The sequence below is a fragment of the Salinibacillus kushneri genome (assembly GCF_900111405.1).
GTDB classification, from domain to species: Bacteria; Bacillota; Bacilli; order Bacillales; family Alkalibacillaceae; genus Salinibacillus; species Salinibacillus kushneri.
Genome location: NZ_FOHJ01000009.1, coordinates 1 through 19,421 on the forward strand (window position 1 = coordinate 1; position 19,421 = coordinate 19,421).

Below are 19,421 nucleotides of genomic sequence, written 5' to 3' on the forward strand. Positions count from 1 at the left end.
GAAAAGGAAACTGTCTAGATAATTCACCAATGGAGAATTTCTTTGGGCTAATGAAACAGGAAATGTATTACGGTAAAGTTTATAAATCATTTGAAGAGCTTAAGCAAGCAGTAACTGATTATATTTTTTACTATAACAATGAACGGATAAAAGCAAAATTGACTGGCATGAGCCCGGTGGAATACCGTCTGCATACCAGTCAACTAGCTGCTTAAATATTTTGGTCTAACTTTTAGGGTTCAGCACAGGAGAGTCAGTCTTTTTTACCTATCATGTAGTAAGTTTTCGTAGCTCAACTAAAAACTTATCATTTAATACTTTAATGTACGTACCCTTCATTCCAAGTGACCTGGATTCAATGACTCCAGCACTCTCCAGTTTACGAAGGGCGTTTACAATAACAGAACGGGTGATTCCTACACGGTCAGCAATCTTACTTGCAACTAATAGTCCTTCTTTACCCCCTAGTTCGTCAAAAATGTGTTCAATTGCTTCTAATTCACTATAGGATAATGAACTAATAGCCATTTGTACGACTGCTTTACTTCTGGCTTCTTCTTCAATTTCTTCAGCTTTCTGATGAAGAATTTCCATACCTACAACTGTTGCTCCATATTCAGCTAATAACAAATCATCTTCGTTAAAATGATCTTGTAATCTGCTTAGGATTAATGTTCCCAGACGTTCACCACCACCGATAATTGGTACAATTGTAGTTAAACCATTTTGGAATAAATCTTTGTTTTCTACAGGAAATGCTGTATATTCACTATTAATATCTAAGTTTGGTGTTGTTCTGGAAATTGCAAATAAGTTTTCTGTGTATTCTTCAGGAAAACGTCTTTCCTCTAACATATCTTTCATACGTTCATTTTCAATTTCCTGTTTGATGGAAAACCCTAATAATTTTCCTCGGCGGCTTAGTACGAAAACATTTGCACTAATTGCATCTCGTAATGTTGCTGACATGTCGCTAAAGTTTACCGTTTTCCCTGTAGTCTTTTGTAACATCGAATTAATCATTCTTGCTCTTTCTAATAACTCCATTTTCATCCTCCTAATTCTTGACGGTTCCCTATAAGATGTATTGGGATAAGTCTTTATTTTTTACAATCGATCCAAGCTTCTCATTGACGTACTCTTTGGTAATATCAACCTGTTGCATATTAATATCTGGCGCTTCAAAGGATAAATCCTCTAAAAGCTTTTCCAGAATGGTATGAAGTCTCCTTGCTCCGATATTATCGGTATCCTGATTGACTTCAAAAGCAATTTCCGCGATTCTATTAACAGCATCGTCAGAAAATTCAACATTTATACCTTCTGTTTTTAATAATGCTGAATATTGTTTAATTAATGCATTGGATGGCTCTGTTAAAATGTTGATAAAGTCTTCTACATTCAGCTTTTGTAATTCGACCCTTGTTGGAAAGCGTCCTTGAAGCTCAGGTATTAAATCAGAAGGTTTCGACATATGAAAAGCTCCTGCTGCTATAAATAAGATATGGTCCGTCTTTACGGGGCCATATTTTGTTGTAATTGTAGAGCCCTCAACAATAGGAAGGATATCACGCTGGACACCTTCTCTTGAAACATTTGCCTGAGATTCGTTACTTCCAGAAACTTTATCAATCTCATCAATAAAAATGATCCCTGATTGTTCCGTCTTTTCGATTGCCTCTTGAGATACCTCATCCATATCAATCAGCTTTTGGGCTTCATCATGGGTTAGGATTTTCCTTGCTTCTCTTACAGGTAATCTTCTTTTCTTTTTCTTTTTAGGCATAAACTGCCCAAAAGCATCCTGCATGTTCATTCCGAACTGTTCCATACCTGAACCCTGAAGCATATCAAACATAGAGGATTGCTGTTCATCAACTTCCACTGTCACCATGTTATCTTCTAACTCACCTAAATCAAGCTGATGTCTGATTCGATTGCGCTTTTGTTCAATCTCTGTTTGCTTTTCATCATCTTGAGACGGTTCCTCATTTTGCTGATTGGAAAACAGCATTTCAAAAGGATTTTTCATGGATTGATTTTTTTTCTTTTCTGGTACCAATAGTTTTACAAGTCTCTTATTAGCTGATTCCTCAGCTTTTCCCTTTACCTGTTTCATTTTTTCTTCTTTAACGATTCGGATGGATATTTCCACTAAATCCCGGACCATCGATTCAACGTCACGGCCAACATAGCCAACTTCTGTAAATTTCGTTGCCTCTACTTTAACAAAAGGGGCACCTACTAATTTAGCTAATCGTCTTGCTATTTCTGTTTTCCCAACACCTGTTGGACCAATCATTAAGATATTTTTGGGAACAATTTCATCTCTTAATTTTTCATCCATTTGCAAACGGCGAAATCGATTCCGTAAAGCAACAGCTACAGCTCTTTTCGCCTGATTTTGCCCAATAATAAATTGATCAAGCTTTTCAACAATTTGTCTTGGGGTGAGGTTCATCTCAGTCATAGGCCAACCTCCTTATTCTAACACTTCTAACACAATCTGGTCATTTGTAAAGACACATATTTCTCCGGCTATCTCTAATGCGGCCTGCGCTATTTCAGGTGCAGTCTTTTCCTGTGAGTATCGTTTTAAAGCTCGACCTGCACTAAGTGCATAATTTCCGCCAGATCCAATCGCCAACATATCATCATCAGGCTCAATGACTTCACCCGTTCCAGAAACTAAAAACATCCCTTCTTTATCCATTACAATTAACATGGCTTCAAGCTTTCGAAGCACCTTATCACTTCTCCACTCTTTGGCCAACTCTACTGAAGCTCTGGCCAGATTACCATTATATTTATCAAGATAGCTTTCAAACTTCTCAAAAAGTGTAAAAGCATCTGCAACAGAACCTGCAAAGCCAGCCAATACATTGCCGTTAAATAAACGACGAACTTTTCTTGCAGTGTGCTTCATGACCACTTGATTCCCCAATGTAACCTGTCCGTCACCACTCATAGCACATTGACCATTATGTCGTACAGCAAAAATAGTGGTAGCATGAATTTCGTTTGACAATTCAGGGTCCTCCTCTATTTGTAAACTTCAAGCTCGAGGGTGCGAATTTTTATAAATATTACGCAGATGATCCTTTGACACATGTGTATAGATCTGCGTTGCCGACAGATTTTTATGTCCAAGTAATTCCTGAACAGATCTCAAATCAGCCCCGGCATTAAGTAAATGGGTTGCAAAAGTGTGTCTCAATTTATGCGGATGGACATGAACGGTAAGTGCAGCATCCTTTACTATTTTATTTAATACCAATCGAAATCCTCGAGTTGATAATGTGGTACCACGTGCATTTAAAAACAATGACTCACTATAATCAGTTGTATGCTTTAATAGCTTCCTTCTTCCATCCTGGATGTAACGTTCCAGGGCGTCTTGTGCATAACGACCAAAAGGAATATAGCGTTCTTTATTTCCCTTTCCTCTTACTAACACCGTTCCAATCATAAAGTCTAAATGTGCAAGCTTTACATTGGCACACTCACTTACCCGCATCCCTGTAGCATAGAGCAGCTCAAGAATGGCTTGATTCCTTTGACCAAGTGGAGTGCTTAAATCACTGATATGAAACAATTTTTCGATTTCTTCTTCATATAGAAAATCTGGAATTGATTTTGACATTTTAGGTTGAGACACTTGTAAAAATGGATTTGATTCAACCTTTTCCTCTCTTTCTAAAAAACGATAAAACGTACGCAAGCTTGAAAGTTTTCTTGATACACTTCTTCTGGAAAGATTTTTTTGATATTGATTTGTTAAAAAGACTCTTATAACTGCATAATCGACATCTTTAACATGATCAATACCTTCTTCCTTTAAAAACAAAAAAAAGGTATCAAGATCATCTTGATAAAATTTAACCGTATAAGGCGAGGCATTCTTTTCAACCTGTAAATATTCAACAAAAGCCTCACGTAAATAGTCAAAATTCATGATTCCCCACCTCACCTGATTTCAGACATTCCGAGTGGAGCAAATAACTGCTTAGGCAGGTAAGCAAAGGTCTTTCCTACCTGAAGCGTTTAAATCTTAACATATCTTGAGGATAGGATGCAATAAATTTGACTAAATTGTAACAAAATTCTGAATTGTCCCTGATATGCTATTGGGTTTTCCCTCATTGTATAAAATTGAATATGTATCCTGTGTCAAGTAAATAACCTTACCAAAAGGTAATTATAGCTTTATGATTGTTCCCTGTCAATGAAGAAGAATTTAAAAATCCCCCATTGTCTAAAAATATAACAATGGAGGAATTTATCAGGCATTTTACTTATCATTTGGCTCAGGTTATTCTTGTTTCTCTTCTTTATAATCACACTGTGTACATTGAACTTGAGAAGCTTTCTTCTTTTTCTTTTCAACTAATAGCCCTTCACATTTTGGACATGGTCTTGCAATAGGTTTATCCCAGGAAATAAACTCGCATTCTGGATAATTGTCACATCCATAAAATGTACGATTCTTTTTTGATTTTCTTTCAACGATGTTCCCATCCTTACAATTCGGACACTTTACTCCAATTTCCTTTAGAATTGGTTTAGTGTTGCGACATTCCGGAAAGTTCGAGCAGGCCATAAATTTTCCATAGCGCCCCATTTTATATACCATCGGGTGTCCACACTTCTCACAATCTTCTCCAGCAGGCTCATCTTTGATCTCGATTTTTTCCATTTCCTCTTCTGCTGTTTTGAGTCGTTTTTCAAATCCCTGATAGAATTGATCGATAATGTTAATCCATTCGGTTTTTCCTTCTTCAATATTATCCAGGTCATTTTCCATATTAGCCGTAAACTCTATATCAATAATTTCGGGGAAATATTCTTTAAGAATGTTTATAACGATTTCCCCAAGCTCTGTCGGAACAAAGCGGCGATTATCTAAGGTCACATAATTCCTTCGTTGAATTGTATCTAAAGTTGGCGCATAAGTTGATGGTCTACCAATTCCAAGTTCTTCAAGCGTTTTTACTAACCGTGCCTCCGTATAACGTGGGGGTGGCTGAGTAAAATGCTGGTTCGGGGTAATTTCATGTGCTTTTACTGTTTCTCCCTCTTCAAGTGGTGGGAGCAGCTTATTCTCTTCTTTCTTTTTGTCATCTTGTCCTTCGACATACACTTTCATAAACCCTTTGAACTTTATTTGCGATCCACTTGCACGAAATTCAACTTCATTATTGATAAGATGAGCCGTTACAGTGTCCATAATAGCTGGTGCCATCTGACTGGCTAAGAATCGTTCCCAGATTAACCGATAAAGACGCAGTTGATCACGTTTTAAAACAGACTTAAGTGATTGTGGTGTTCGATTTACAGATGTAGGTCTAATCGCTTCGTGGGCATCCTGTGCCCCTTCTGCATCTTTCTTTTTTTTATAGAAGCCTAAGTAGTCTTTTCCATAAGATGATTCGATGAATTGACTAGTTTCCTGTTTGGCTGTATTGGAAATACGGGTTGAGTCCGTTCTCATATAGGTTATAAGACCGACTGTTCCCTCTTTCTTACCTAAATCAATTCCCTCGTACAACTGTTGAGCCAGCATCATCGTTTTTTTCGCCCGAAAATTCAACTTACGAGCAGCTTCCTGCTGTAAAGATGATGTAGTAAACGGTGGAGCAGGATTCCGTTTTCTTTCTCGTTTATTGACTTTATCAATCTTAAATTGGTCTCCATCGATTTTATTCAAAATCTGATTAACTTCTTCTTTTGAACCAAGCTTTTGTTTATTTCCATTCACTCCATAAAAAGAACCCTGGAAAGTATTTTTTCCTTTTGAAAAATCCGTTTCAATCGTCCAATATTCTTCCGGCTGGAAATTTTGGATTTCCTGTTCCCGCTCTATGACCAGACGTACAGCCACTGACTGAACACGGCCGGCGCTTAGACCTTTCTTTACTTTTTGCCATAACAAGGGACTAATATTATATCCCACTAAACGGTCTAAGATTCTACGAGCCTGCTGCGCATCTACTAAATCCATATCAATATGACGTGGATGTTTAAAAGATTCTTTTACAGCCTCTTTGGTAATCTCGTTAAATACAACACGGCATTTTGAATCCTCATCAACATCTAAACTATGAGCTAAATGCCAGGCTATGGCTTCTCCTTCCCGATCAGGGTCGGCTGCTAAAAAAACTTTTTTCGCCTTTTTAGCTGCGGTTTTTAATTCTTTTAATACAGGGCCTTTTCCACGAATAGTAATATACTTCGGTTTATAATTATCATCCACATCAACGCCCGTTTGACTCTTTGGTAAATCACGAACGTGTCCCATGGATGCTTTCACTTTATATTTTTTTCCTAAATATCGTTCAATTGTTTTTGCTTTTGCCGGTGATTCGACAATTACTAAATAATCAGCCATATTCATCCTCCTAAGAGGTTTTTCTCTTTTTCTTTTTTATATGTTTTGGTCTATTATAGGGTAACGTTTTCATGAAATATTCCTAATTAAAAGATTACAAAATCGTTTTTTGAAATCTTCCTTATTATTAAATACAATTGTTACATTTGTCAAACCATTTTTTACATAAGACCCGGATTTTTTGTACTAATTTCCGGACTCATACTCCTTTTTTCATAATCTTTTCTCGCCTCTATTAAATCCTCTGCATCATGAATGAGGTGGGCACCTTCCTGAATGAGTCGATGACAGCCTTTCGTTTGTGGAAGCAGGATGGAACCGGGTACTACAAACACTTCTCTCCCCTGTTCCAATGCCTGCTCAGCTGTAATAAATGTCCCGCTTCTTTCCTTTGCTTCAACTACAAGGCTTCCAAACGAAAGTCCGCTAATAATCCGATTACGCTCTGGAAAATGCCACGGCTTCGGAGATTGACCAGGGGGATATTCTGATAAAAGCAAATGCTCCTGTTCTAATGTATTCATTAAATGTATGTTTTCTTTTGGATAGATATGCTGAAAGCCAAAGCCTAAGACTGCGATGGTTTTCCCTTGTGAAGCTATGGCAGCCTTATGGGCAAATGAGTCAATCCCTTTCGCCATTCCGCTAACGATTAACCAATCCTTTTCTATAATAGGCTTTAATAGATGATTCGTTTTGGCTTTTGCTTCATGGGAATAGGCTCTTGTACCAACAACACTCAGTTTCGGCTCATGATTTAAATAGTTTATATTACCTTTGGCAAATAGTAACAAAGGAGGGTCTGGAATCATTTTAAGGGAAGTGGGATAGAAGGGGTTCTCTATGGAGATTATCGGATAACATTTAAGGTCTTTTTCTACAGCTTTCTTTAATCGGGAGGAGTGAAGATCATGATAAGCGACCTGAGCCTTTGAAGGGGGAAGTTTGAGTAATGCCTGGAGTTCATTGAGGGAAAACTTATAAACTGACGACAACGGAGCATTACTTTCTAATAAATAGCGGATTCTCGTACGACCAAGCCCGCGAACTCGTAGCAAATGACTAAGCTTTAATTCTTTTTCTGATACCAAACAAACACATCCTTCCTTTTATAAAACCAGGACTAATCCAAAATCAATCATCCTGAATTAGCCCTGTCCATTAAAAATTAGTAAGTTTTACACTTCTCATATAACCCTTTTTCTCTAAGTACTTCGATTAAGGTTTCTCCCATAACAGCCGGTGTCTCCGCAACTTTAATTCCACACTCATTCATAGTGCGAATCTTCTCATCCGCGGTTCCTTTCCCACCAGAAATAATGGCACCTGCATGACCCATACGTTTTCCTGGAGGTGCAGTACGACCACCAATAAAGCCCACTACTGGTTTAGTCATATTTTCCTTAATCCATTCAGCCGCTTCTTCTTCAGCTGTACCACCAATTTCACCAATCATAATAACAGCTTCTGTATCTGGATCTTCATTAAATGATTTTAAAACATCAATAAAGTTTGTACCATTTACTGGATCACCACCGATTCCGACTGCAGTGGATTGACCAATTCCTTCTTCAGATAATTGATGAACGGCTTCATATGTTAAGGTACCTGAACGGGAAACGACTCCAACATGACCTTTTTTATGAATATAACCAGGCATTATACCAATCTTACATTCTTCAGGCGTAATCACACCTGGGCAGTTTGGTCCGATTAAGCGTGTCTTCTTACCTTGCATTTGTCTCTTTACTTTGACCATATCCATTACTGGAATGTGTTCAGTAATACAAATAACATAGTCTAATTCGGCATCAACAGCTTCCAAAATCGCATCTGCAGCAAATGGAGCCGGTACATAAATAACAGAAGCAGTAGCTCCAGTTTGTTCTTTTGCTTCTTGTACTGTATTAAATACCTTAACACCTTCTACTGTTTGGCCGCCTTTACCAGGAGAAGTTCCGCCTACAATGTTTGTTCCATATTCAAGCATTTGCTTCGTATGAAATAGTGCTGTAGAACCAGTGATACCCTGAACAATAACCTTCGTATCTTTATTTATATAAATACTCATGATTTCTCTCCCACCTTTCTACATTACTTAACCAATTCAACAATTTTTTGTGCGCCATCAGCCATGGAGTTTGCAGATGTAATATTCAAGCCGGAATCAGCTAAAATTTTCTTACCCTGCTCTACATTTGTACCTTCCAGACGAACAACTAACGGTAGCTCAAGACCTACCTGCTTCGTCGCTTCAACTACACCTTCAGCAATGACATCACATTTCATAATACCACCAAAGATATTGACGAAAATTCCTTTTACATGATCATCAGATAGAATAATCTTAAAAGCTTCGGTAACTTTCTCAGCTGTAGCACCTCCGCCAACATCAAGGAAGTTAGCAGGCTCCCCGCCTGAATGTTTAATAATATCCATTGTAGACATGGCAAGTCCGGCACCATTTACCATACAACCGATATTTCCATCTAATGCAACATAACTAAGATCATATTTGGATGCTTCAATTTCTTTTGGATCTTCTTCATCAAGGTCACGGTACTCCAGCACATCTTTTTGACGAAATAAAGCGTTATCATCAAAATTTAGCTTTGCATCCAGGGCTAATACTTCTCCATCACCTGTTGTGACGAGTGGATTAATTTCTGCAATAGAACAATCCTTTTTAACAAATACATCATAAAGCCCCATCATAAATTTAACCGCTTTAGAAACTAGTTCTTTAGGTATATTAATATTAAACGCTAGTCTTCTAGCCTGATATGGCATAAGACCTGTCACAGGATCAATTACCTCCTGGAAGATTTTTTCGGGTGTATTAGCTGCTACTTCTTCAATCTCAGTTCCACCTTCTTCAGAAGCCATCATGACAACTCTAGAGGTTGCACGATCCAGTACAATCCCGACATAATATTCTTTTTGGATATCGCATCCTTCTTCTATTAAAAGACGTTTCACTTCTTTTCCTTCAGGTCCTGTCTGATGAGTTACTAATGTTTTACCAAGAAGCTCCTCAGCATATGTACTTACATCATCAAGGCTCTTGGCAATTTTTACACCGCCTGCTTTTCCGCGTCCACCTGCGTGGATTTGAGCCTTAACAACGCTTACACCTGAACTTAATTCCTGTGCCGCTTGAACAGCTTCATCTACTGAGAAGGCGACACGACTATTGGGTACAGCAACGCCAAATTGGCGAAAAATCTCTTTTGCTTGATACTCGTGAATGTTCATCTTCCATCCTCCCATCTGAAATTCGAATTGCGTGTACATTGTATACAAAATTGTTGGAATTTGTCCACACTTTTCTATTATAAGACGATTCTATAAAAATAACAAACGAAGAATGAATTATCTCCTTTAATATACTACTAGGCTGTTTTCGCATAGTTTGTTGCCCTGCTGAAGGTGAAATACACTACGCTATCCGCCGGTAATCCTCCTCGCTGCGCTTTAGCAAGTGTCAACTCCCAGGTCCAAGCAGACATAAGCAAAATCCACAGCGTGACAGAATGACATGTCAGGCACGTGAATTCTGCTTATACTGTCGAGCCTAAACAATCGTCCCCTTTTCAGTTCGGAGTCTCACCTGTCTCACACTTCCCACAGGACAAGGAATGCTTCGGTGTTTTTATTGATTTAATTCTTTATATGCAATATATTTAAGGGCTAAGAGTTCATCTTCTGAAAGCCTGCTTTCAAACTCTTGAACCATTTCAAGTTTTTCATCCTCATTTAGCCCATCTTTAGCCATATTCCCCATTTCGATTAATTCACCAACACTAAACTTTGAAACCAGATTCTTTGTTGCTTCCTCTTTTGTAGAAAAAGGAAGTACACTTTCATCCACATTTGCACCATCCTGAATGGCCTGCTCCAGTTGAGGATGCTCACTGATTTGCTGCTCAAATTGATTCAATACCGGGCTTGCTGACAGGTCGTCCATATAAGACTCCATCATTTTTTCTGCTGCTATCTTCGTCCCAAAATGGTAAATTCCATAGGCCAAAACACCAATTAATATCAGAAATATGAACAATCTGCGTAATATTTTCATTTACGTTTCCTCCTTTAAACAATCCTTGTCCGCATTATTCTATTTTATGATGCTCCTGCTCATGACGATCTACGCGATAAATAAATGCAAATACTTCAGCTACAACTTGATACAGATCTTCCGGAATCGTTTCATTAATATTTAATGCAGAAAGAAGCTCAACCAGACTTTCATCTTCATGTATAGGTACATCATGGTCTTTTGCCTGAGATAAAATTTTTTCGGCCATTTTTCCTTTTCCATTAGCTGTCACTTTTGGAGCAGTAGCTTGTTTATCATGGTAAGATAAGGCCACCGCTTGTTTCCGTTTGAATTTGGGCGTTTTGCTCATATTTTAACATCCAATCCTTTCTCCTGATTATAGGCCGGTGCCATTCGAGGCGTACCCTGATAACCAGTGTTTTTCTCAAAATCCTTAATTTGAATAGACGTTAGTGGAAAATGCAATTCACCTAAATTCTCCCTTAAAGCAGGCTCCAATAATTTTACGATGGGTTGAAGGATTTTGGGATTTTGATTATATATCGTTAGCGAAATTTGTTTGTTCTGTACATTCATATCAATCACGGTTTCATTTAATTGATGCAGCTGTAAATAAAACATGACCCGACAATAATCGGTATTCAACTCGTTATTATCCTTCTTTTTGCCCTCAAAATCCATAAAAAAATCATCATGTAAGCCAAATGTTTCACCTGGTAGTTGTACACTAAACTGTGCCCATTCATTATGATCATTTGCCTGTAGCTGCATTCCTGAAAACACCTGTAACAGCTGTTGGATAGGCTGTTTATAAGCCGCTTTTCCATCCGCCTGGCTGTTTACGATTTTCAGGAGGTCTGTCAATGATGTATAACTGTCTGCAGGAAGATTAGTATTCATACCGGAAGTACTGCTCATAAGAGTAGTAAATCCTTTTAGCTTAATCGAAATTTTCTCTGATTCAGCAAACAATGGAGTGTTTGCCGCACCCTGAAGCAGCCAAAAAGAAAGGGCTCGCTGCATTTGTGAATGACCTTTAGCAGTCGGTTCATTCCATACTTGCTTTATAGCTTGATAGAATTCATCCATAGATTCAAAAGGAAGAGGAGAGTTTTTTAAGGATATATGTTTTTGTTGAAGGTCGGTAAATGCCTGATTTAAATTCACTTTGTTTTCTTTGACCCAACTTGACCAATCACTTTGCCACTTACTAAAAGTTATATCCTTATCTAGAAGTCCTGACCTTTTTAGCAGATTAAAGGTTTGAAACGATCCCTTTTGTATATCCGTTAAACTATAGGCAGCAACGTCTTTGGTAGTAAACTCTCTTCCGTTTGATTGGAATAATCGTAAGATATTCTGGAGCTGTATGGTTTCGTTTGAATGAGTGGATGGCAGGGACTGTATCAAAGTATTTGCTGTTTTGGATAAAGATATAGGACGGAACAATCGAGCATAAGTTATATCAAAAACTTTTTTTGTCATGGGGAGATTTCTTTGCATCATTTCCAATAAGACCATCCTGGATTCTTCAAACGAAGAACCTCTCTCCAATAGTGAAAACGCCTGTGTTAATCGTTGTTTTTGAAAAGGCAGCTGATGATCCAATAGAAAAGAAAGGAACGCATGTTGATTTTTGGTTCCTTTCACACCCATTTCCTGTAATAAAATGGATGCTGATTCTTTTTGGTTTTTTACAGGTTTGTCACTCACAACTTGAAGTTTGACAAAGGGGAAGGCTTGTTTTACCTGAAATACGTAACGTTTATTGGCCTTAAGTAAATGTTCCAATTGTGCAACAAGCCTCTGTCCACCCATTTGTATCATAGCTTTATTCTGAGGCAGAAATTTTTGCACTTTTCCCGTTACAATCTGCCCCTCTTTAAACGATCGTGTTGTATGTTGATTCGATTTTATCCGGACTGCTTGTAAAGCTTTTGTAATCCCGTTCTTTTGCACCCCAACTCTCTCCCTCTAAGTCTCTATGACTTCATAGCTTCTTTAACCGGAGTAAATGATCTCCTGTGAAAAGGTGTAGGTCCGTTTTGCTTTAGTGCTTCCAGATGCACTTTCGTTCCATACCCCATGTTCGATGCAAATTGATAGGAAGGGTATTCACGATCAATATCCTTCATCATACGGTCTCGAGTAACCTTGGCTAAAACACTCGCAGCTGCAATGGAAACCGATTTTTGATCCCCTTTAACAAGGGATTCCTGATGGACCGGTAACTCTGGTAATTTTACTGCATCGATTAATAAATATTGTGGATCATTCTTTATGTCCATCACGGCTTTTTTCATTGCTAATTTCGTTGCTTGATAGATATTGATTTGATCTATGGTTTGAGAATCTACAATTCCTATACCAAAACCGACGGCCTTTTCTTTAATTTCATCAAAAAATCTTTCTCTGGTCGACTCAGGTAATTTTTTTGAATCATCGAGTCCTTCGATATAAAATGATTCATCAATTATAACTGCACCAGCTACAACGGGGCCTGCCAGGGGTCCCCTTCCAGCTTCATCAATTCCTGCGATATATGTATATCCCTTATTCCACAAATTCTTCTCCCATATGAGCATGTGCTCAAATTGGTCTTTTTGCTGCTGCTTTTCTTTATCCTTTTTCTTTTGTTTACTCACTAAGTCCTGTACGCCTTTTCGATTATCTTTTTGATACGCCTCCCATTCTGAGGGAGAATAGGTATCTGTTGCTAGTTTTTCTCGTATTTCCTTTATCGTTTCTTTCTTCGTCATCTTTCTCCTCCATTATTTATTCTCTATATCGGCACTACTAAGGGTAATATAAAGGGGATTTTCATTTTAGTCAGGACGATCAAACGAAATAAGCCCTAATTTGCCAATGCGCAAATCACGAATAATAACATCAGCTGTTTTTTCATAATCAATCATACCACCACTGGCTAAACAGCCACGTTTCTTCCCAATTTCATCAAACCATGTGATAATATCTTCTTCTTCCAAATCAATACCATATCGATCTCTAAGCTTATTTGGGTAATGCTGCTTTAAAAATGTAAGGACAAATACAGCTATGTCATCCAAATGCAATAATTGATCCTTAATAGTCCCTATTGCCGCTAATTTATATCCTACTGCCTCGTCTTCAAACTTCGGCCATAAAATACCTGGTGTATCAAGTAGTTCAAAATCTTTCTTCACTTTAATCCAGGACTGGGCTTTCGTAACTCCGGGCCGGTCCCCTGTTTGAGCTATTTTTTTGTTTACAAGTCGGTTAATAAGGGTAGACTTTCCAACGTTTGGAATACCGACAATCATAGCTCTGATTGGCCTTGGTTTTACTCCTTTTTGCATTAGACGTTCTAATTTTTTCTCACCTAATCCCTTAGCCTTTTTGATTAACTCCTGTATATCCTTTTGCTCTTGTACATTTACAGTTAAATTAGGAATACCCTTCCTGTCTAAGTAAGATTGCCATTCCTTTGTTATTTCCGGGTCAGCAAGATCTTTTTTCATTAGTAATACAAGTTTTTCCTTTTCTCCTAATACACCCTGTAACATAGGATTTTGTGAGGAAAGGGGAACTCTCGCATCTACAAGCTCAATAACGAAATCCACAAGCTTTAGTTTTTCTTCTACTTCTCTCTTTGCTTTTGCCATATGTCCGGGAAACCATTGTATAGTCATATTATCACCTACTTTATGTTGTCAATCCGAAATGGGGTAATGGCCAATAAATCAATTGTGCCTCTCCTACAATTTGATCTATGGGAATTAAACCAATCATTCGACTATCTGTAGAATTCGTGCGGTTATCACCTAGGACTAATACATAACCCTCTGGTATTTTTTCATATCCTCCAGGCATGTTCTCTAATGTAAAGTCATGTGTATAGTGACTTCCTGCTGGTAAACTGGTCACTCTTTCTCGTATAAATGGTTCTGCAACGGGTGTACCATCTACATATAAAATTTCATTTTGATAGGATATATGTTCACCTGGTAAGCCGATGACTCGTTTAATATAATCACGCTTTTGTGTAGCGTGAAACACGACAATATCAAAACGTTCTGGCTGACCAATCGTATAATTTAATTTATTTACAATGAGATGATCACCGTTTTCCAGTGTAGGAAGCATGGAAGGACCATCTACAATAATTGGCGTAAACAAAAATGTTCGAATTCCTAATGCAAGAATTGCTGATATTACAATCACTTTTATCCAGCTTAGCCATTCCCTATTTTTTGCAGCCATATCATTACCTCCGAGCTTGTGTGCAGCAAAAATTACCTATTTTATTTCGATTTATTATTTTTACATCGTCTAAAGTAAAAACTTCAGTATGTTCAACAAGTAATCTAAAACACAATATGTTTATATAATAGAAAAAGGAGCCTGACCATGCAAGCTCCTTTTCCATGTAACCTAAAGCATACACTGCTTTAATTGGTTTATCGAATTTCTTTAATACGGGCTGCTTTACCACGTAATTCGCGTAGGTAATAAAGCTTCGCACGACGAACTTTACCACGGCGGGATACTTCAATCTTATCAATACGTGGTGAATGTACTGGGAACGTACGCTCAATACCTACACCATAAGAGATTTTACGTACGGTGAAGGTTTCACTTATACCGCCTCCACGGCGCTTAAGTACAACACCTTCAAACACCTGAATACGTTCACGGTTACCTTCAACTACCTTCACGTGAACCTTTACCGTATCACCAGGACGAAAATCCGGATGGTCTGTTCGTAATTGATCTTTTGTAACTTGTTCAATAATGTTTTGCACAAGTCTTCACTCCTTCCAACTAACACTCTTGCCTAAAATTGTCGACAGCGGAGTATCGTTTTTATCTGCTCAAGCAAACTCTTAAGCACAACAATTAATATATCATAGAGACCCATTCAATGCAAGATTATTTGTCCATCTTCCACTCTTTCAGCCATTGTTTCTCTTTCTCTGTTAAAGAGGCATTCTCAATTAAATCTGGTCTTCGTTCATAGGTTCTTCTTAAGGATTCTTTTTGTCGCCATTCATCAATTTTTTTATGATCACCAGACAAAATCACTTCCGGCACTTTTAATCCTCGAAAATCACGGGGACGAGTGTAGTGTGGATGCTCCAGTAATCCTGTAGAAAAGGAATCCTGTACAGCTGAATGGTCATTACCAAGTACACCTGGTAATAATCTAACGACACTATCTGTCACGACCATTGCACCCAGCTCACCACCGGTTAAAACATAATCTCCTATGGAAATTTCATCGGTGACTAAATGAGAGCGAATCCGTTCATCATACCCTTCATAATGACCGCATATCATGATTAAATGATCTTCCTGAGATAATTCTTCCGCTTTTTGCTGTGTATAGGGTTCCCCCTGTGGGCACATCAGAATCACACGAGAAGAAGATTTACTTTTCGTTTTTAAATCTTCTACAGCATCGAACAAGGGCTGTGGTGATAAAACCATGCCAGCTCCACCCCCATATGGGTAATCATCGACCTTTTGATGTTTATTCTCTGTATAGGAACGGAAATTAATCGTATCATACTGAACGGCCTTTATATCACTTGCTCTTTTTAAAATGGAGGAATTCAATACACCATTAAACATTTCAGGAAATAGCGTTAATATATCAATCTGCATCAATCTAATAAACCCTCCATTGGATCGATTATTATCCGTTTATTTTCTACATCCACTTGCTTTACAATATCTTCAATGTAAGGAATAAGGACATCCTTTTGACCACCCTGTTTTACTACCCATATATCATTTGCACCTGGTGATAAGATCTCTTTCACGATACCAATTTCTTCTCCTGCATCAGTCTCTACTGCACAATCAATAATTTCATGATAATAATATTCCCCATCATCCAGTGTCTTCAGTTGATCTTCTGAAATTTTAAGCATACCCTCTTTTAATGGCTCCACATCATTGATAGATGAGTATCCATGAAAATGTAGTAAATGAAAATTTTTATGTATACGATGTCCATCCACTTCAAGTGGAATGATATCCGATTCATCACTTGATACCCAAAAAAGCTTTGAACCAGGCTCCAGCCGTTCATCAAAATCTGTAATTTTTATAACTTTAACTTCTCCTTTAATTCCATGAGTATTTACTATTTTTCCGACATTAAACATTTCCATACTTACATCACCCATCACCTAGTTTTAGTCCATTCGAATAACCGTACCGTCTTTAATGGTAATGGAACGTTCACCCATGACTTCTGACCAGTTATCCCCAACTGAAATGTCTACGATTTCATCCACTTCACTTTCTGTGATTTCACTGCCTATGGGTAAAATGTCCAGTTGCTCAAGCTGATATTCAATCCATTTCATTTTATTTTGTCGCCGATCAATTTCTTTTTGAAATCTAGTATTTACATCCTGAGAGGATATACCTTTTTTGGATTGCAGCTTACGTTTTTCAAATTGAAGCTGATGACACTCGTTTTCAAGCTGCGCCATTTGCTGCTGAAACTTAGATTCGAGGCGCTCCTTACTTTTTTCGGTAATCACCTGTTTAACTGCCGTTTTTCGAATAATTTTCACGAGGAAAAACCTCCATTTAATAAAAGAAACACCATGTCTTAAATCAAACTTTATGCGTAACCTTTAACAATCCACTTATAGTTCATTAAAGAATCCGTAGGCCATCCAGGTATTGACGGAAAGGATTATTGTCAGTTAACGCGTGTAAAAACAGCCATTAGTAAAAACAGGGAAAGGATATGTCCCCCTTCCCTGTTGATTACATAATATCTAAATATAATTTTTTATCCCGATTCGATCCAGCTGCATAAACGACCGTTCGAATAGCTTTTGCAATACGTCCATTTTTGCCAATTACTTTACCAACATCCTGTTCATGTACAGTCAAATGATACCGAATTTTTTCTTCCGTTTCCTCTTCGGTCACCACGACTTCTTCAGGATAATCAACAAGAGGACGAACAATTGTTTCAATTAAGGCTTTCATGATATCACACTACTTTATTTTTGGTTTTTAGCTTCGTGAAACTTCTTCATGATGCCTTGTTCTGAAAATAGATTGCGAACTGTGTCACTTGGCTTTGCACCTTTTTGCATCCAGTCTAGTGCTTTTTCTTCATCTAAATCAACTTTTGCTGGTTCAACAACTGGATTATATGTTCCAATTTGCTCAATAAAACGTCCGTCGCGAGGAGAACGTGAATCTGCAACTACTACACGATAAAATGGATTTCTCTTTGAACCCATTCTTCTTAGGCGAATTTTTACTGCCATGTTTTGCACCTCCAAAATAATTATCTAACACAAGTTTAGATTGTAGCAGATATTTTATTAGCTGTAAAGTATATTTACATTACAATTCAAATTTCATAAAGGTAGCTTACTTAAGCGGTCAAGTCTAAGCGTGGAGCTTTTAAAAGCAGACCACTTCGTGTATTCTGCTTACGCTGTTGGGCCTTAACGGTCGCCAACGCTTTTCTTGTCCAGCTGTAGCTCCTAGGTCTGGGCGGACATAAGCCAAATCCATTACGTGGCAAAACCTATTCCACTACATGGATTTGGCGTATACCGCCAGACCTGACCAGTCGCCAACGCTTTTCTTATTACATAAAAGGAAAATTCATGAGGCCTTTTTTCTTTTTTCCTTTTTTGCTTGTATTGGTCATTTGTTTCATCATTTTCTTCATTTCGTCAAATTGCTTGAGAAGTCTGTTTACTTCAGATACGGAAGTTCCGGAACCTTTTGCAATACGACGTTTACGACTGGCGTTCATGATGCCTGGATCAATTCTCTCTTTTTTAGTCATAGATTGAATAATAGCCTCTACATGGCTAATTTGTTTTTCATCAACTTGAAGGTTTTTCATGCCCTTCATCTTATTTGCTCCAGGCATCATGTTGATTAACTCATCCAGAGGTCCCATATTCTTTACTTGTTGCATTTGTTCAAGAAAATCTTCAAATGTAAACGATGCAGAACGCATTTTTTCTTCAAGCTCTTTTGCCTGCTTTTCATCTACATTATCTTGTGCTTTTTCAATTAAAGATAACACATCACCCATACCTAAAATTCTGGATGCCATACGTTCCGGATGAAAAGCTTCAAGTTCGTCAAGTTTTTCACCCATACCTGCATATTTGATCGGTTTACCTGTAACAGCTTTAATGGATATAGCTGCACCACCACGAGTGTCCCCATCTAACTTGGTTAACACAACTCCGGAAATATCAAGCTGTTCATCAAAGCTTTCTGCCACATTCACTGCATCTTGACCCGTCATGGAATCAACAACAAGGAAAATTTCATCTGGTGTAGTGACTTCTTTAATATTTTGCAGCTCATCCATTAATTGTTCATCAACGTGCAAGCGACCAGCTGTATCAATAATAACATAATCATGATGTTCTTCTTTTGCTTTATCAATTGCCTGTTTTGCAATATCAACCGGATTTGCTTCTGTTCCTAATGAAAAGACAGGCATATCCAACTGCTTACCTAATGTTTCTAATTGATTAATGGCTGCAGGACGATAAACGTCAGCAGCTACCAGCATCGGATTTCGGTTATTCTTTTTTCGTAGCAGGTTGGCTAATTTTCCGGTAGTTGTCGTTTTACCTGCCCCTTGTAAACCAACCATCATGATGACAGTAGGGGGTTTATTGGCTACTGCAATCTTGCTTTGCTCGCCGCCCATCAGGTCCGACAGCTCTTCTTTTACAACTTTTATTACCTGTTGGCCAGGTGTTAAACTATCCATGACTTCCTGACCGATTGCCCGTTCTTTAACGCGCTTAATAAAATCCTTTACTACTTTAAAATTAACGTCGGCCTCTAATAGAGCCAACCGGACTTCACGAGTCATTTCCTTTACATCGGCTTCGGTTACTTTACCTTTTCCTTTTACCTTTTGAATCGTTTTTTGCAGTCGGTCGGCTAACCCTTCAAATGCCATAAAGCCACCTC

Annotated in this window: 22 protein-coding genes; 1 reads left to right on the forward strand and 21 read right to left on the reverse strand. The window is 38.1% G+C overall.

All coding sequences use genetic code 11. The features are described from left to right. Nucleotides 1-215 (forward strand): IS3 family transposase (locus tag BMX63_RS12680; RefSeq protein WP_143060164.1); only part of this gene is annotated, 215 nt, incomplete at its 5' end. 55 nt (nt 216-270) lie between these two features. Here BMX63_RS12680 and codY read toward each other — a convergent pair. From codY to ffh, 21 genes are all read right to left on the reverse strand, one after another. Further along, complete coding sequence (codY, locus tag BMX63_RS12685; protein WP_093136291.1) at nt 271-1,047, reverse strand: GTP-sensing pleiotropic transcriptional regulator CodY; 777 nt, start codon at nt 1,045-1,047, stop codon at nt 271-273. Between the two features lie 28 nt (nt 1,048-1,075). Continuing rightward, entirely contained in the window at nt 1,076-2,470 is a 1,395-nt protein-coding gene (gene hslU, locus BMX63_RS12690; protein ID WP_281242754.1) for an ATP-dependent protease ATPase subunit HslU, read from the reverse strand. A gap of 12 nt (nt 2,471-2,482) precedes the next feature. Then, the gene (gene hslV / locus BMX63_RS12695; RefSeq protein ID WP_093136294.1) at nt 2,483-3,028 is read right to left on the reverse strand and encodes an ATP-dependent protease subunit HslV; all 546 of its coding nucleotides are present in this window, start codon (nt 3,026-3,028) and stop codon (nt 2,483-2,485) included. Between the two features lie 27 nt (nt 3,029-3,055). Next, nucleotides 3,056-3,955: a tyrosine recombinase XerC gene (gene xerC, locus BMX63_RS12700; RefSeq protein ID WP_093136297.1), complete on the reverse strand. Its 900-nt coding sequence runs from the start codon at nt 3,953-3,955 to the stop codon at nt 3,056-3,058. A gap of 357 nt (nt 3,956-4,312) precedes the next feature. After that, complete coding sequence (gene topA, locus BMX63_RS12705) at nt 4,313-6,388, reverse strand: type I DNA topoisomerase (RefSeq protein ID WP_093136299.1); 2,076 nt, start codon at nt 6,386-6,388, stop codon at nt 4,313-4,315. Nucleotides 6,389-6,549: 161 nt separating this feature from the next. After that, nucleotides 6,550-7,479, reverse strand: a complete 930-nt coding sequence (gene dprA / locus BMX63_RS12710) for a DNA-processing protein DprA (RefSeq protein ID WP_093136302.1) — start codon at nt 7,477-7,479, stop codon at nt 6,550-6,552. Between the two features lie 77 nt (nt 7,480-7,556). Next, on the reverse strand, nt 7,557-8,459 hold the full coding sequence (gene sucD, locus BMX63_RS12715) for a succinate--CoA ligase subunit alpha (RefSeq protein WP_093136304.1): 903 nt from the start codon (nt 8,457-8,459) through the stop codon (nt 7,557-7,559). A 23-nt stretch (nt 8,460-8,482) separates the two neighbouring features. After that, nucleotides 8,483-9,643 (reverse strand): ADP-forming succinate--CoA ligase subunit beta, encoded by a 1,161-nt coding sequence (gene sucC / locus BMX63_RS12720; protein WP_093136307.1) that lies wholly within the window; start codon nt 9,641-9,643, stop codon nt 8,483-8,485. 397 nt (nt 9,644-10,040) lie between these two features. Next, nucleotides 10,041-10,466, reverse strand: coding sequence for a hypothetical protein (locus tag BMX63_RS12725; protein ID WP_093136310.1), 426 nt, complete (start codon nt 10,464-10,466; stop codon nt 10,041-10,043). A gap of 34 nt (nt 10,467-10,500) precedes the next feature. Further along, the gene (locus BMX63_RS12730) at nt 10,501-10,797 is read right to left on the reverse strand and encodes an EscU/YscU/HrcU family type III secretion system export apparatus switch protein (protein ID WP_093136313.1); all 297 of its coding nucleotides are present in this window, start codon (nt 10,795-10,797) and stop codon (nt 10,501-10,503) included. Beyond that, the gene (locus tag BMX63_RS12735; protein ID WP_093136316.1) at nt 10,794-12,407 is read right to left on the reverse strand and encodes a hypothetical protein; all 1,614 of its coding nucleotides are present in this window, start codon (nt 12,405-12,407) and stop codon (nt 10,794-10,796) included. Before BMX63_RS12735 ends, BMX63_RS12730 begins: the two co-directional genes overlap by 4 nt. A gap of 23 nt (nt 12,408-12,430) precedes the next feature. Then, nucleotides 12,431-13,207: a ribonuclease HII gene (locus tag BMX63_RS12740; protein ID WP_093136319.1), complete on the reverse strand. Its 777-nt coding sequence runs from the start codon at nt 13,205-13,207 to the stop codon at nt 12,431-12,433. Between the two features lie 66 nt (nt 13,208-13,273). After that, the gene (gene ylqF / locus BMX63_RS12745) at nt 13,274-14,119 is read right to left on the reverse strand and encodes a ribosome biogenesis GTPase YlqF (RefSeq protein WP_093136321.1); all 846 of its coding nucleotides are present in this window, start codon (nt 14,117-14,119) and stop codon (nt 13,274-13,276) included. 13 nt (nt 14,120-14,132) lie between these two features. After that, the gene (gene lepB, locus BMX63_RS12750; RefSeq protein ID WP_093136324.1) at nt 14,133-14,690 is read right to left on the reverse strand and encodes a signal peptidase I; all 558 of its coding nucleotides are present in this window, start codon (nt 14,688-14,690) and stop codon (nt 14,133-14,135) included. Between the two features lie 197 nt (nt 14,691-14,887). Beyond that, nucleotides 14,888-15,232, reverse strand: coding sequence for a 50S ribosomal protein L19 (gene rplS, locus BMX63_RS12755; RefSeq protein ID WP_093136326.1), 345 nt, complete (start codon nt 15,230-15,232; stop codon nt 14,888-14,890). A 127-nt stretch (nt 15,233-15,359) separates the two neighbouring features. Then, on the reverse strand, nt 15,360-16,094 hold the full coding sequence (trmD, locus tag BMX63_RS12760) for a tRNA (guanosine(37)-N1)-methyltransferase TrmD (protein WP_093136329.1): 735 nt from the start codon (nt 16,092-16,094) through the stop codon (nt 15,360-15,362). Then, nucleotides 16,094-16,621: a ribosome maturation factor RimM gene (rimM, locus tag BMX63_RS12765; RefSeq protein ID WP_245732829.1), complete on the reverse strand. Its 528-nt coding sequence runs from the start codon at nt 16,619-16,621 to the stop codon at nt 16,094-16,096. The genes trmD and rimM overlap by 1 nt, the downstream gene beginning before the upstream one ends. A 9-nt stretch (nt 16,622-16,630) precedes the next feature. Continuing rightward, complete coding sequence (locus tag BMX63_RS12770) at nt 16,631-17,017, reverse strand: YlqD family protein (RefSeq protein WP_093136334.1); 387 nt, start codon at nt 17,015-17,017, stop codon at nt 16,631-16,633. A gap of 199 nt (nt 17,018-17,216) precedes the next feature. Further along, nucleotides 17,217-17,444, reverse strand: coding sequence for a KH domain-containing protein (locus BMX63_RS12775; protein WP_093136337.1), 228 nt, complete (start codon nt 17,442-17,444; stop codon nt 17,217-17,219). Between the two features lie 14 nt (nt 17,445-17,458). Continuing rightward, nucleotides 17,459-17,731: a 30S ribosomal protein S16 gene (rpsP, locus tag BMX63_RS12780; RefSeq protein ID WP_044157382.1), complete on the reverse strand. Its 273-nt coding sequence runs from the start codon at nt 17,729-17,731 to the stop codon at nt 17,459-17,461. A gap of 329 nt (nt 17,732-18,060) precedes the next feature. Beyond that, nucleotides 18,061-19,410 (reverse strand): signal recognition particle protein, encoded by a 1,350-nt coding sequence (gene ffh, locus BMX63_RS12785; RefSeq protein WP_093136339.1) that lies wholly within the window; start codon nt 19,408-19,410, stop codon nt 18,061-18,063. Nucleotides 19,411-19,421 lie beyond the last annotated feature (11 nt).